The organism is Burkholderia sp. IDO3 (assembly GCF_003366075.1).
GTDB lineage: Bacteria > Pseudomonadota > Gammaproteobacteria > Burkholderiales > Burkholderiaceae > Burkholderia > Burkholderia anthina.
The window spans coordinates 2,629,609-2,642,877 of record NZ_CP028963.1 but is presented as its reverse complement, the minus strand read 5'-3'; the positions used below and the strand labels follow the sequence as shown (position 1 = coordinate 2,642,877).

General features: G+C 65.9%; 13 protein-coding genes. 3 read left to right on the top strand and 10 right to left on the bottom strand.

The genetic code is table 11. The features are described from left to right. Positions 1-376: 376 nt before the first annotated feature. The 9 genes from rng to upp form a co-directional block, all read right to left on the bottom strand. Entirely contained in the window at positions 377-1,846 is a 1,470-nt protein-coding gene (gene rng, locus DCN14_RS27010; protein ID WP_096507667.1) for a ribonuclease G, read from the bottom strand. A gap of 8 nt (positions 1,847-1,854) precedes the next feature. Further along, complete coding sequence (locus DCN14_RS27005) at positions 1,855-2,487, bottom strand: Maf family protein (RefSeq protein WP_096507666.1); 633 nt, start codon at positions 2,485-2,487, stop codon at positions 1,855-1,857. Between the two features lie 51 nt (positions 2,488-2,538). Next, positions 2,539-3,009 (bottom strand): 23S rRNA (pseudouridine(1915)-N(3))-methyltransferase RlmH, encoded by a 471-nt coding sequence (gene rlmH, locus DCN14_RS27000; RefSeq protein WP_096507665.1) that lies wholly within the window; start codon positions 3,007-3,009, stop codon positions 2,539-2,541. Positions 3,010-3,026: 17 nt separating this feature from the next. Beyond that, positions 3,027-3,473 (bottom strand): ribosome silencing factor, encoded by a 447-nt coding sequence (gene rsfS, locus DCN14_RS26995; RefSeq protein WP_096507664.1) that lies wholly within the window; start codon positions 3,471-3,473, stop codon positions 3,027-3,029. Positions 3,474-3,477: 4 nt separating this feature from the next. Next, a complete protein-coding gene (locus DCN14_RS26990; protein ID WP_096507663.1) occupies positions 3,478-4,191 on the bottom strand; it encodes a nicotinate-nucleotide adenylyltransferase in 714 nt (237 codons plus the stop codon). Between the two features lie 41 nt (positions 4,192-4,232). Beyond that, positions 4,233-5,153, bottom strand: a complete 921-nt coding sequence (gene hemF / locus DCN14_RS26985) for an oxygen-dependent coproporphyrinogen oxidase (RefSeq protein ID WP_096507662.1) — start codon at positions 5,151-5,153, stop codon at positions 4,233-4,235. Positions 5,154-5,282: 129 nt separating this feature from the next. Further along, a complete protein-coding gene (gene purD / locus DCN14_RS26980) occupies positions 5,283-6,563 on the bottom strand; it encodes a phosphoribosylamine--glycine ligase (RefSeq protein ID WP_096507661.1) in 1,281 nt (426 codons plus the stop codon). Positions 6,564-6,668: 105 nt separating this feature from the next. Next, complete coding sequence (locus tag DCN14_RS26975; protein ID WP_096507660.1) at positions 6,669-7,397, bottom strand: YebC/PmpR family DNA-binding transcriptional regulator; 729 nt, start codon at positions 7,395-7,397, stop codon at positions 6,669-6,671. A gap of 219 nt (positions 7,398-7,616) precedes the next feature. Continuing rightward, the gene (upp, locus tag DCN14_RS26970; RefSeq protein WP_011352740.1) at positions 7,617-8,267 is read right to left on the bottom strand and encodes a uracil phosphoribosyltransferase; all 651 of its coding nucleotides are present in this window, start codon (positions 8,265-8,267) and stop codon (positions 7,617-7,619) included. A gap of 211 nt (positions 8,268-8,478) precedes the next feature. Between upp and DCN14_RS26965 the strand changes: the two genes are divergently transcribed. Next, a complete protein-coding gene (locus DCN14_RS26965; RefSeq protein ID WP_096507659.1) occupies positions 8,479-9,258 on the top strand; it encodes an SDR family oxidoreductase in 780 nt (259 codons plus the stop codon). Between the two features lie 55 nt (positions 9,259-9,313). Further along, positions 9,314-9,706: a methylglyoxal synthase gene (locus tag DCN14_RS26960; RefSeq protein WP_096507658.1), complete on the top strand. Its 393-nt coding sequence runs from the start codon at positions 9,314-9,316 to the stop codon at positions 9,704-9,706. Positions 9,707-11,339: 1,633 nt separating this feature from the next. Here the strand turns inward: DCN14_RS26960 and DCN14_RS26955 are convergent. Further along, the gene (locus DCN14_RS26955; RefSeq protein ID WP_096507657.1) at positions 11,340-11,693 is read right to left on the bottom strand and encodes a Rap1a/Tai family immunity protein; all 354 of its coding nucleotides are present in this window, start codon (positions 11,691-11,693) and stop codon (positions 11,340-11,342) included. Between the two features lie 407 nt (positions 11,694-12,100). Between DCN14_RS26955 and DCN14_RS26950 the strand changes: the two genes are divergently transcribed. Beyond that, complete coding sequence (locus DCN14_RS26950) at positions 12,101-13,075, top strand: quinone oxidoreductase (RefSeq protein ID WP_096507656.1); 975 nt, start codon at positions 12,101-12,103, stop codon at positions 13,073-13,075. Positions 13,076-13,269 lie beyond the last annotated feature (194 nt).

Below are 13,269 nucleotides of genomic sequence, written 5' to 3'. Positions count from 1 at the left end.
GTCCGGGCCTTGTCGCTGAACGCGCGAGCGTCGCGCCGTCGCGATATCGTGCTGTTGCACGATTGATCAGGAAACCATTGTTAAACATGGGTTCGACTTGGCTTTCGCGGTGTGGCCCGGCCCGGCGGCTGATTGCACGCATGACCGAATGATACAGGGATGGCGAGCCGCTTCGGCTTTGCTGAGGCGGCAGCCATCCGGACGATGGCGAGGGCCGGGGAAATCGCCCCGTCGCCGATGGGATGCGGAAGTGATCGAACGCGTCGCCCTGGACCAGGCCGTGCATCGGGAATAGCCGCTCGCCGATGCGTGCCGGTTGCGCGAAATTCCCGCCGTACACGACGGCATTCGCGCAACCGCACAGTCGAACGAAGCGTTACATCAGCACGATGTCGTACTGTTCCTGACTCAGATTCGACTCGACCTGCAGCGACACCGGCTTGCCGATGAAGTCGATCAGCATCGCGAGATGCTGCGATTCCTCGTCGAGGAACAGGTCGATCACCTGCTGCGCGGCGATCACGCGGAATTCGCGCGGGTTGAACTGGCGCGATTCGCGCAGGATCTCGCGCAGGATGTCGTAGCACACCGTGCGCGACGTCTTCACCTGGCCCTTGCCCTGGCACGTCGGGCACGGCTCGCACAGCACGTGCGCGAGCGACTCGCGCGTGCGCTTGCGCGTCATCTCGACGAGCCCGAGCTGCGAGAAGCTGTTGACCGTCACGCGCGTACGATCGCGCGACAGCGCCTTCTTCAGCTCGGACAGCACCGCGTCGCGATGCTCGGCGTTCTCCATGTCGATGAAGTCGATGATGATGATCCCGCCGAGGTTGCGCAGCCGCAACTGCCGCGCGATCGTATGCGCGGCCTCGAGGTTGGTCTTGAAGATCGTGTCGTCGAAGTTGCGCGCACCGACGTAGCCGCCGGTGTTCACGTCGATGGTGGTCATCGCTTCGGTCTGGTCGATCATCAGGTAGCCGCCCGACTTCAGGTCGACGCGGCGCGACAGCGCGCGCTGGATCTCCGTCTCGATGTTGTACAGGTCGAACAGCGGCCGCTCGCCGGTGTAGTGATGCAGCTTCGGACTCACCGCCGGCGTGAACTCGCCGGCGAATTCCGACAGGCGCTGGTACGTCTCGCGCGAGTCGACCTGGATGCGCGTCGTGTCGTCGTTCGCGAAATCGCGCAGCACGCGCTGCGCGAGGTCGAGATCCTGGTACAGCAGGCTCGTTGCCGGCAGCCGCTGCGCCTGAGCCACGATCGTCGCCCAGGTCTTGCGCAGGTAGGTGACGTCGCCGGCCAGTTCGTCGGAGGTCGCGTCCTCGGCGATCGTGCGCACGATGTAGCCGCCTTTCTCGTCCGGCGGGATCACGGCGGTCAGGCGCGCACGCACGGCCTCGCGCTCGGCCTCGCTCTCGATCTTCTGCGAGATGCCGATGTGCGGCTCCTGCGGCAGGTAGACGAGCGTGCGGCCCGCGATGCTGACTTGCGTCGACAGCCGCGCGCCCTTCGTGCCGATCGGGTCCTTGATCACCTGGACCATCAGCGTCTGGCCTTCGAACACGGTTTTCTCGATCGGCTGGTGCTGTGCGCCCGACTGCGGCTCGCCCGCGAGGCGCGGATGCCAGATGTCGGCGACGTGCAGGAACGCCGCGCGCTCGAGGCCGATGTCGATGAATGCCGACTGCATGCCGGGCAGCACGCGCACGACCTTGCCGAGATAGATGTTGCCGACCCGTCCGCGCGACAGCGTGCGCTCGACGTGAAGCTCCTGCACCGCGCCTTGCTGCACGAGTGCGACGCGCGTTTCCTGCGGCGTGAGGTTGATCAGGATTTCTTCGTTCATGGTGCGATTCAGAAGGCGACGCGTGCGGTGCGCAGCAACGCGGCAGTCTCAAAAAGGGGCAGACCCATGATACCCGAATGGGAACCGTCGATTCGCTCGATGAATTCGGCCGCGCGCCCCTGGATCGCGTACGCGCCCGCCTTGCCGAACGGCTCGCGGGTTTCGACGTAACGCTCGAATGCGTCGCGCGGCGCGGCGGCGAAGCGTACCGACGAGCGCGACAGCGCGGGCGGCAGCAATTCGCCGTCGGCGCCGATCACGGCGACGGCGGTCAGCACTTCGTGGTCGCGGCCGGCGAGCCGGGTCAGCATCGCGAGCGCGTCGTCGGCGTCGGCCGGCTTGCCGAGGATCGCGCCGTCGATCGTCACGGTGGTGTCCGCCACCAGCACGGGCGCGGCCGGCTTGCCGCTCGCGACGAGACGCGCACGCGCGGCTTCCGCCTTCGCGACGGTCACGCGCTGCACGTACGCATCGGCGGCTTCGCCGGGCAGTTCGGTTTCGAGCGCTTCGGCGTCTTCGTCGGGGCGCGGCAGCAGCAGTTCGAAGCGCACGCCGATCTGCAGCAGCAGCTCCTGGCGGCGCGGGCTTTGCGAAGCGAGGTAAAGGGTCGGAAAAAGCTGGGAGGGCGTGCTGGACGGCATGGTGTCGTTATCTCGTTGAGCGCGCGCGGCGCGCGTCCCGAGGACGACGCGTCATGCGCGGTGATAGGGGTGATTCTGCGTGATGCTCCACGCCCGGTAAAGCTGTTCGGCGAGCAATACGCGCACCATCCCGTGCGGCAGTGTCATGCTCGAGATGCGCAGCAGCAGGTCGGCGCGCGCCTTGAGCTCCGGATCGAGCCCGTCGGCGCCGCCGATCACGAACGCGACGTCGCGGCCGTCCTGCTGCCAGCCGGGCAGCGCCTGCGCGAGCTGCATCGTGGTCCAGTCGCGGCCGTGCTCGTCGAGCGCGACGATGCGCGCGCCCTTCGGCAGCGCGGCCTCGATCTTCTGCCGCTCGGCGGCCATCACGCTTTCCGCGCTACGGCCGCCCGAACGCAGTTCGGGCTTGATTTCGCGCAGCTCGATGCGCAGCTCGGGTGGCATCCGCTTCGTGTATTCGTCGAAGCCGGAGGCGATCCAGCCCGGCATCTTGTGGCCGACCGCGAGGATGAAAAGCTTCATCGGGACGTCGCGACGCGTCAGCGGCGGCGGGCCGCCGTCTTGCGCGCCGGGCGTGCCGGCGCCGCTTCCTCGTCGTCCTCTTCGTCGCTGGCCGTCGCGAAGCCGTTCGGGGTCTTGCCGCCGCCGAGCTTCATCCGCACGGGCTTGTCGCCCCAGATTTCCTCGAGGTTGTAGTACTGGCGCAGGGCCGGCTGCAGGATGTGCACGACCGCGTCGCCGCAGTCGACCAGCACCCATTCGCCGGTGTCTTCGCCCTCGGAGCTGACGATGTCGCCGCCGGCTTCCTTGACCTTGTCGCGCACGCTCGATGCGAGCGCCTTGGTCTGGCGGTTCGACGTGCCCGACGCGACGATCACGCGGTCGAACAGTTCGGTCAGGTGGCTGGTGTTGAACACCTTGATGTCTTGCGCCTTGATGTCTTCGAGTGCGTCGACGATCACGCGCTGCAGTTTGCGGATATCCATGGAATCAGGAATGGTAGAGACGATGTTGAAGAATATAGGCCCAGACGGCGGCCGGCACATGTTCGGCCGACGCATCGGGCATTTGCGCATGACGCGCGATGCATTCGCGCAAGTGTGCACGGATGTCGGTTGCGGCGATATCGAACGCCAGCGTCCGGTCGATCAGCAGATGGCCGCTCGGCGTGGCTTGCAGTATGTCGGCGCCGGCCTGCCGCCGCGCGATTTCCAGCGCGACGTCGGGCGGCGCCGCGTCGAGTTCGAAGCCCGGACGCGTCGACGCGCAGATGTGCGCATAGTCGAACAGCTCGCGCCAGTCGCGCCACGTGTCGAGGCGGACCAGCTGGTCCGCGCCGATCAGCAGCGACAGCGACGCGTCGGGGCCGATGCGCTCGCGCCAGCGCGCGAGCGTCTCGACCGTATAGGTCGGACCCTCGTGCTCGATCTCGTCGGTCGCGACGGTGACCGTCACGCCCGGCAGGGTCAGCGCGCCGGCGGCGGCGCGCGTCATCGCGAGCCGATGCTCGGCGGCCGACACGTCGCGCTTCTGGTACGGCTGCCCGGCGGGCAGCAGCGCGAGCTCGGTCAGGCCGAGCACGTCGGCGAAACGGCGCGCGAGTGCGAGGTGGCCGTCGTGGATCGGGTCGAACGTGCCGCCCAGCAGGCCGATACGACGTAACAGCGGGCGCGGCAGCGGGGCGGAGCGGGCGGTGGTGTCCAGAAAAACGTGTCCTGTTCTTGAGACGGCGGTGCGCGGCGGGCTCAGACCCAGTCGCGCGGTACGAGGAAGTCGGCCAGGCGCGCTTCCGGCGAGCCCGGCTCGGGCTGCCAGTTGTAGCGCCAGTTCGCGACCGGCGGCATCGACATCAGGATCGACTCGGTCCGGCCGCCGCTTTGCAGGCCGAACAGCGTGCCGCGGTCGAATACCAGGTTGAATTCGACGTAGCGGCCGCGCCGGTAAGCCTGGAAGTCGCGTTCGCGCTCGCCGTACGGCAGCGCGACACGGCGCTCGACGATCGGCAGGTACGCGTTCAGGAACGCGTCGCCGACGCTTTGCATCATCTCAAACGCGCGTTCGAAATCGGGCTCGGCGAAATCGTCGAAGAAGATCCCGCCGATGCCGCGCGTCTCGTTGCGGTGCTTCAGGAAGAAATACTCGTCGCACCACGTCTTGAAACGCGGGTAGAGCTCGGCGCCGAACGGATCGAGCGCGTCCTTGCAGGTCTGGTGGAAATGCCGCGCGTCGTCCTCGAACGGATAAACCGGTGTCAGATCCATCCCGCCGCCGAACCAGAAGATCGGCGCTTCGCCCGGTTTCGTCGCGATCAGCATCCGCACGTTCATGTGCACGGTCGGGCAGTACGGATTGCGCGGGTGCAGCACGAGTGACACGCCGAGCGCCTCGAAGCCGCGGCCCGCGAGCTGCGGGCGTGCCGCGCTCGCCGACGGCGGCAGCGCGTCGCCCGCGACGTCGGAAAAGCCGATCCCCGCCCGCTCGAACACGCGTCCGCCTTCGAGAATCCGCGTGCAGCCGCCGCCGCGCAGGCGCTCTTCGGGCCCGCGCTGCCACGCGTCGGTCGCGAGCGGCGTGCCGTCGAGCGCGCCGAGCGCGTCGGCGATGCGTGTCTGCAGGTCCTGGAGGTACGTGCGCACGCGTGCCACGTCGTAGGTCGAATCGGTCATGTCTGGACTGGGCGCCCCCGCGCGAAGCGGGGGCCGTAAAAAAGGCATCTGCCGGGCATTCTATCGAACCCGGCAGAGGAGGCCGCCGCCTGCGCGGGCAGGGCGGCGGTCAGGGCAGCGACCGGGGCCTCAGGCGCTCTTGCGGTTCAGTGCGCGAAAGCCGATGTCGCGGCGGTACTGCATGCCTTCGAAATGGATCTGGTTGATCGTGTCGTACGCATGCTGCTGCGCTTCGCGCACCGAATCGGCGAGGCCGACCACGCACAGCACGCGCCCGCCCGACGTGACCAGCTTGTCGCCTTCGGCGAGCGTCGTGCCCGCATGGAACGTCACCGCCTGTTCGGTCTCGGCCGGGATCCCGTTGATGCGGTCGCCCTTGCGCGGCGCGTCCGGATAGCCGTGCGCGGCCAGCACGACGCCGAGCGCGGTGCGGCGGTCCCAGTCGAGCTCGACCGTGTCGAGCGTGCCCGCGATCGCCTGTTCGACGACCTTCGAGAAATCGCTCTTCAGGCGCGCCATGATCGGTTGCGTCTCGGGGTCGCCCATCCGGCAGTTGAACTCGAGCGTGCGCGGATTGCCGTCCTTGTCGATCATCAGGCCCGCATACAGGAAGCCCGTGAAGCGGATGCCGTCCTTCTCCATCCCGCGCACCGTCGGCATGATGATTTCGCGCATCACGCGTGCGTGCATCTGCGGCGTGACGATCGGCGCGGGCGAGTAGGCGCCCATGCCGCCCGTGTTCGGGCCGCGATCTTCGTCGAGCAGGCGCTTGTGGTCCTGGCTCGAAGCCAGCGCCAGCGCGTGCTTGCCGTCGACCATCACGATGAAGCTCGCTTCCTCGCCGTCGAGGAATTCCTCGATCACGACCCGCGCGCCGGCGTCGCCGAGCTTGTTGCCCGACAGCATCATGTCGACCGCGGCATGCGCCTCTTCCAGCGTCATCGCGACGACGACGCCCTTGCCGGCCGCGAGGCCGTCGGCCTTCACGACGATCGGCGCGCCCTTCGCGTCGATGTATGCGTGTGCCGCCGCCGCATCGGAGAAGGTTTCGTAGTCGGCGGTCGGAATGCCGTGGCGCTTCATGAACGCCTTCGCGAAATCCTTCGAGCTTTCGAGCTGCGCGGCTTCGCGGGTCGGACCGAACACCTTCAGGCCGCGCGCGCGGAACAGGTTGACGATGCCGGCCGCGAGCGGCGCTTCCGGCCCGACGAGCGTAAACGCAACACCTTCGCTTTCCGCGAAATCGGCGAGCGCGTCGAGCGACGTGATGTCGACGTTCTTCAGACGCTCGTCCTGCGCCGTGCCGCCATTGCCCGGCGCGACGTAGACCATCTGGACGCGCGGCGACTGCGCGAGCTTCCACGCCAGCGCATGTTCGCGGCCGCCGGAACCGACGACGAGTAGTTTCATGGGATTCCCCGCAGACTAGAAAACAGGGCGGCCGGCACGCTCAGGCGCGCCGGCCGCGAATTCGGTCGGGCTGCCGTCGCAACGCTGCGCACGGCGGCCCGCATGTCATTCCTCGACGATGACGGCGTTCGTATACACCTCCTGCACGTCGTCGAGGTTCTCGAGCGCGTCCAGGAGCTTCTGCATCTTCGCCGCATCGTCGCCGGTGAATTCGACTTCGTTCTGCGGCTTCATCGTCACTTCGGCGAGTTCGGCCTTGAAGCCCGCGGCTTCGAGCGCGTCCTTCACCGCCGAGAAGGTCTGCCAGTCGCACAGCACTTCGATCGAGCCGTCGTCGTTCGTGCTGACGTCGTCCGCGCCGGCTTCGAGCGCGGCTTCCATCAGCGCGTCTTCCGACGTGCCGGGCGCGAACAGGAACTGGCCGACGTGATCGAACATGAACGCGACCGAACCGTCGGTGCCCATGTTGCCGCCGAACTTCGAGAACGCGTGACGGACTTCCGCGACCGTGCGGATGCGGTTGTCGGTCAGCGTGTCGACGATGATCGCCGCGCCGCTGATGCCGTAGCCTTCGTAACGGATTTCTTCGTAGTTCGCGCCGTCCGCGCCGCCGACGCCGCGATCGATCGCGCGCTTGACGTTGTCCTTCGGCATGTTGGCGTCGGCTGCCTTGTCGACTGCCAGGCGCAGGCGCGGGTTCGAGCTCGCGTCGCCGCCGCCGAGGCGGGCCGCGACCTGGATTTCCTTGATCAGACGGGTCCAGACCTTGCCGCGCTTCGCGTCAGCTGCTGCCTTCTTGTGCTTGATGTTGGCCCATTTCGAATGACCAGCCATACCTTTCTCCGTGCCCGGGCGCGCTGCGCGGGCGATTGTGCCAATGTGTCGTTGAATCGGCGGCCGGGTTGGCGGGCGTGATGCCGCGGGGCCGCGCGTGTCGAGTGGAACGAGATTTTATCACGCGGCGACCGCCGTTTCGGGGCCGCCGCGCATGGCCGAACGGCCGGGCGGCCGTCGCGGCGCGCCGGGCCCGTACGGCCCGGCCGTGCCGGTGCGTCAGTTCTTGGTGCCGAACAGGCGGTCGCCCGCGTCGCCCAGGCCCGGCACGATGTACGCGTGCTCGTTCAGGTGCGAGTCGAGCGACGCGACGAACAGCTTCACGTCCGGGTGCGCGTCCTGGAACACCTGCACGCCTTCGGGCGCGGCGACCAGCGCGACGAACATGATGTTCGCGGCCGGCACGTTGCGGCGCTTGAGCACGTCGACCGCGTGCACGGCCGAATAGCCGGTCGCGACCATCGGATCGCACAGGATGAAGATGCGATCCTCGAGATCGGGCAGGCGCACCAGGTATTCGACCGGGCGGTGGTCGTCGGCGCGGTATACGCCGATGTGGCCGACGCGCGCGGACGGCACCAGGTCGAGCAGGCCGTCCGACATCCCGATGCCGGCACGCAGCACGGGCACGATCGCCAGTTTCTTGCCCGCGATCACCGGCGCGTCGACTTCCACCAGCGGGGTTTCGACCCGTTTGGTCGTGATCGGCAGGTTGCGGGTGATTTCGTAGCCCATCAGCAGCGTGATCTCGCGCAGCAGCTCGCGGAACGTGCGCGTCGACGTGTCCTTGTCGCGCATGTGCGTGAGCTTGTGCTGGATCAGCGGGTGATCGGTGATGAAGAGATTCGGGAAACGGCTGTCCTGTTTCATGACGGGGTGCCTTGGCGGCAAAAGGGGATCGGGGAGCGGCGGCGGGCGCGAGGCTGGCTGCCGCTTATGGCCGCAATTTTACCAAGGCGCGCCACGCGATCCGGATATTATCGACGTCTCACGACAATCCGCGCGCCGCGCGGGCCCGTTGCCGCCCGTTGGGCGACACGGCCGGGCTGCGGCGGTGCGCGTCGCCATAAAGGAATCGACGATGGATCTCGGCATCGAAGGAAAGACCGCGCTCGTGTGCGCGGCCAGCAAGGGACTCGGGCGCGGCTGCGCGGAAGCGCTGGCCGCCGAGGGCGTGAATATCGTGATCGTCGCGCGCACGCGCGACACGCTCGAGGAAACCGCCGAGGAGATCCGCGCCGAGTCGAACGTGTCGGTCACCGCGGTCGCGTGCGACATCACGACGCCGGATGGGCGGGCGGCCGCGCTGGCTGCGTGCCCGCAGCCCGACATTCTCGTGACGAATGCCGGCGGCCCGCCGCCCGGCGACTTCCGCGATTTCTCGCATGACGACTGGATTCGCGCGCTCGAGGCGAACATGCTTACGCCGATCGAGCTGATCCGCGCGACCGTCGACGGGATGATCGCGCGCGGCTTCGGCCGGATCGTCAACATCACGAGTTCGGCGGTGAAGGCGCCGATCGACGTGCTCGCGCTGTCGAACGGCGCGCGCTCGGGGCTGACCGGCTTCGTCGCCGGGCTGTCGCGCAAGGTGGCCGGGCAGGGCGTGACGATCAACAACCTGCTGCCGGGGCTGTTCGACACCGACCGGATCGCGACGACGCTCGCCTCGTCGGCGAAAGCGCAGGGCGTGACGGTGGATGAACTGCGCGCGCGGCGCGCGAAGGAGATCCCGGTCGGGCGCCTCGGCACGCGCGCCGAATTCGGCGCGGCGTGCGCGTTCCTCTGCAGCGTGCACGCCGGCTACATCACCGGGCAGAACTGGCTGCTCGACGGCGGCGCGTATCCGGGCACGTTCTGACGTACGCGCCCGCCATTTACCCCACGACAACAATCGAAACACGAAGGAACCGGAGATGAGCAAACCCCGCATCGCATTGATTGCGCACGACGCGAAGAAGGACGAGATCGTCGCGCTCGCAGGCCAGTACCGGACGACGCTCGCGCAATGCCGGCTGGTCGCGACGGGCACGACCGGCGGGCGCATCGCTGCCGCGCACGGGCTCGAGGTCGAGCGCAAGCTGTCGGGGCCGCTCGGCGGCGACCTGCAGATCGGTGCGGAGCTGGCCGACGGCCGCGTCGACATCGTCGTGTTCCTGCGCGACCCGATGACCGCGCAGCCGCACGATCCGGACATCACCGCGCTGGTGCGCGCATGCGACGTGCACGACGTGCCGGTGGCGACCAACGTGGCGACCGCGCGGATGCTGCTCGACGATCTGGCGCGGAACATGCAGGACGTTTGCTAGCGGGCAGTTGAAGAACGCCCCGCTGAAGAACGCCCCGCTGAAGAACGCCCCGCTGAAGAACGCCCCGCTGAAGAACGCCCCGCTTTAACGGTCGAGGTTTTGTCTAAAAGGGTTTCGTATCCGATCGGCCGCGGAGTTTCGGACGGATTGTGCTCGGGTGCTTCGCTGTCGAGCGAGCCGGTCGGTGCGCTGTCACGCAACGGCCGGGTTCGGGGGCTTCAGCGCGCCGCTCTTGGCGGCACGGCTTCTTGGCGTGATGACGCGGCACGCAATCGAGCAGACGAGCGCGCTTGCGCGTTCGGCGAAGCCGTCGGCTGACAGGCTACAGCGTCGACCAAGGCGCGTACCCTCGCGCGAGAGGGCCTTGATTATGGTGAATTGCTCGTTCCGACGAACGATAGAAGGGATTCAACTCCTTGTAGCAGTTCGGGCAAGAAGGACTGATCCAGCCCGCACTGTCCTGTAATGCACGCGCCATCAGGAGGGGTTGGCTGAAAGCGCCAGTCGCCTGTGATTGCGCCTCGATCAAGTGTTCGCAATATCAGTTCAAACTCCGGCTCAACGCCTGTTAACTCCGCTCGTTGCCCGGATTGAAGCTGCGTTTGAATGGATTGAATCTGTTGCCGAAATTGTCGCAACTCGCCGGGCATAACACTCCATTGCCCTTCCGCCTGGATACCCGGTGCCGTCAATTGGATTCGCACATCAATCCATTCAAGATACGGCCCTCCCGGCCCCTCGCGTCGCACAGCAACGGGCTCCATTTGAAGTCGAAAGTCATCTGTGTCAATGATCAGCATGGTCAATAGTACATAAAGTGAAGGATTGTCCAGTCGGACTCTCGAACGACAATTTCCAGTGTTTTACGTTCTCGAATAAACGTTGCTCCTCTTTTCACGAAGCGAGACATCTGGATTTCATATCGAAATACACCAGCTACGCTCTGAGGGTCGGGCATTCGCCTTCCATACTTGAGCGCCAAGTGAAGGATATGAACAGGTACAAATCGCCCAGGGTTTGCCATGTGCCTAGCGGTTGTCTCGGTAAACAGCAACCAGTCCTACTGACAAGCTTTGCAATCTACTGCGCAGAAGCGGCAATATCCTGCTCGTAATCTTTGATGTGGCAGAGACCGCGGTGCGTCCGATCGCCAGTCGGGCAGCGGTGTTGAAGCCGGTGCGCATGACCTTCAATGCCGCGGAACCTATCAGAATCAAATCATATGGATCGACGAGGGGCGATTCTAAAGGGGCTTCCTCGATCCCGACGCATTGACCAGATACGTCCAAAATGTGCCAAACGTTTTTCGCGCCTTCGTGAATGAAGCCCACACATGCGCCAGATTGATCGTCGATAATTGGCCGTGCGCCATGTGGGAGCGCTGGGACAGCCACAGCAAAAGCTGTATCGGTAGTACGTAGCGGGGAGACTGAGAGAGGCTTTCCAGTGTCCGTGCCAGAATAATGAAGAGTATTCATAGGGGGCAAAGCAACATCTATCATGAATGAAAGTGCGAACGGTGATGCAAACTGCCTCTTCAACGCCAAAACGCCACCTTCCGAGACGTCATGATCAGGTTGCCGACCTACCCGTTAGTTTAAGTGAGAGGCTATGTCCGCTGTTTCAGGGGCTGCTAACGGCACGGGTATTTTTGTCGCAAGACATGGGTGACCAAGACTGCCGCACTTGCCTTCAGCGCATCTCGTGGCTGTTTCCCGAGATCGTCGAGCACTTCCGAATCGATTTCTCCGGATTTGCCCCGCCCGTTGTCGCACCACGCTGTGCCTTCGGTCGCATCGGCGACGCCGGCCAGATATCCGGTCATCGCGTGACGTTCAGCGTCGGCGTATGGACTGTTGTCGGTACGGTTCATGCCGTCGAGCAGCCGTACGCCGTCGACACGCGGTAGCGCGGCACCGTGTGCGATGCCGATGCTTGCCGACAACGACGCGAAAACAAACACACTTCGGATGACAAAGACGTTCATGGCATGGGGCTCGTGGATTCGGCGAAAAGCAAAATAGCACGGCCGTCTTCCCTTCAATTTCCTTCGATGCGCCACTGCGGGGCACGGCACACGGGGCGGCCAAGCGACAGCGCTTTGCCGGCGCTTACCCGGCGGCCATTTCACCCATCCTGCAGGTCGTGACTTGAAGGTGACAAAGTGTTGCGCTTGGCATGTGCGCCATGCACCAATAACGGCGACCAGCTGGACGTCGTGCCATCCGTCTTCCGCGAAAACCCTACGGACGTGAAGGGATTTCGACGACGCGCTGCATGACCATGCGCGACGCGCGAGAATCACGCGCTGAGCCCCGCGTCTGCATGCATCGCTTTTGAGCGGCATCGACGCGTTTGCCGAACCCGATTTCCAGACAAACAAGGAGCGAAACGATGCCGAAAGCAATCCGATACGACCAGCCGGGCGGCCCGGACGTGATGAAGTGGGTCGATGTCGAGGTCGGCGAGCCGAAGACGGGCGAAGTCCGCATCCGGCAGCACGCGGTCGGGCTCAACTACATCGACGTGTATTTCCGCACGGGCCTCTATCCGCAACAACTGCCCGCCGGCCTCGGGATGGAAGCGGCGGGCGAGGTGACGGCCGTCGGCGAAGGTGTGAGCACGCTGAAGGCGGGCGATCGCGTCGCCTACGTCGGGCAGCCGCCGGGCGCCTACGCGCAGGAGCGCGTAATGCCGGCCGAGCGGCTCGTGAAGCTGCCGGACGGAATCAGCTACGACGACGCGGCATCGGTGATGCTGCAGGGCCTGACCGCGCACTACCTGCTGCGCCGCACGTACCCGGTGAAGGCCGGCGACACGATCCTGATCCACGCGGCGGCCGGCGGCGTCGGCCTGCTCGTATGCCAGTGGGCGAAGGCGCTCGGCGCGACCGTGATCGGCACGGTCGGCTCCGACGAGAAGGCCGCGCTCGCCAAGGCGCACGGCTGCGATCATCCGATCGTCTATACGCGCGAGAACTTCACGCAGCGCGTGAAGGAGATCACGAACGGCGCGGGCGTGCCGGTCGTCTACGATTCGATCGGCAAGGACACGTACATCGGCTCGCTCGACTGCCTCGCGCCGCTCGGCTACTTCGTGAGCTTCGGCAATGCGTCGGGCCCGCTGCCGGCGATCGACTCGAAAGAATTCTCGTCGCGCGGCTCGCTGTTCTTCACGCGCCCGACGCTGTTCTCGTACATCGCGAAGCGCGCCGATCTCGAAGCCGCGGCCGCCGAGCTGTTCGACGTGATCCTGTCGGGCAAGGTGAAGACGAGCATCAACCAGCGTTATCCGCTCGCCGAAGTCGCCCGCGCGCACGCCGACCTCGAGTCGCGCAAGACGACCGGTTCGACGATCCTCGTTCCCTGACGCATCCCTTCGTGCCGGCTTCACGCCGGCACGCCCCCCCGGGCGGCGCCGGCGTGCCGCCCGTCCTGTCCCCGGTCCCCTGTCCCGCCCGACGTCCCGTCCGCTGTTTCCCGCTTTACGCGTTTACACGTTTTTTATATCCGCCCGAGCACCTTTGACCTGTCCTTTACGCGCGTTCCCATAAGGTTCTAGTC

What these genes read in the sequence shown, in the direction of transcription:
- DCN14_RS26975 (WP_096507660.1), bottom strand. Translation starts at nt 7,397, where the DNA reads ATGGCTGGTCATTCGAAATGGGCCAACATCAAGCACAAGAAGGCAGCA.
- rng (WP_096507667.1), bottom strand. Translation starts at nt 1,846, where the DNA reads ATGAACGAAGAAATCCTGATCAACCTCACGCCGCAGGAAACGCGCGTC.
- DCN14_RS26950 (WP_096507656.1), top strand. Translation starts at nt 12,101, where the DNA reads ATGCCGAAAGCAATCCGATACGACCAGCCGGGCGGCCCGGACGTGATG.
- DCN14_RS26955 (WP_096507657.1), bottom strand. Translation starts at nt 11,693, where the DNA reads ATGAACGTCTTTGTCATCCGAAGTGTGTTTGTTTTCGCGTCGTTGTCG.
- upp (WP_011352740.1), bottom strand. Translation starts at nt 8,267, where the DNA reads ATGAAACAGGACAGCCGTTTCCCGAATCTCTTCATCACCGATCACCCG.
- purD (WP_096507661.1), bottom strand. Translation starts at nt 6,563, where the DNA reads ATGAAACTACTCGTCGTCGGTTCCGGCGGCCGCGAACATGCGCTGGCG.
- hemF (WP_096507662.1), bottom strand. Translation starts at nt 5,153, where the DNA reads ATGACCGATTCGACCTACGACGTGGCACGCGTGCGCACGTACCTCCAG.
- rlmH (WP_096507665.1), bottom strand. Translation starts at nt 3,009, where the DNA reads ATGAAGCTTTTCATCCTCGCGGTCGGCCACAAGATGCCGGGCTGGATC.
- DCN14_RS27005 (WP_096507666.1), bottom strand. Translation starts at nt 2,487, where the DNA reads ATGCCGTCCAGCACGCCCTCCCAGCTTTTTCCGACCCTTTACCTCGCT.
- DCN14_RS26960 (WP_096507658.1), top strand. Translation starts at nt 9,314, where the DNA reads ATGAGCAAACCCCGCATCGCATTGATTGCGCACGACGCGAAGAAGGAC.
- rsfS (WP_096507664.1), bottom strand. Translation starts at nt 3,473, where the DNA reads ATGGATATCCGCAAACTGCAGCGCGTGATCGTCGACGCACTCGAAGAC.
- DCN14_RS26965 (WP_096507659.1), top strand. Translation starts at nt 8,479, where the DNA reads ATGGATCTCGGCATCGAAGGAAAGACCGCGCTCGTGTGCGCGGCCAGC.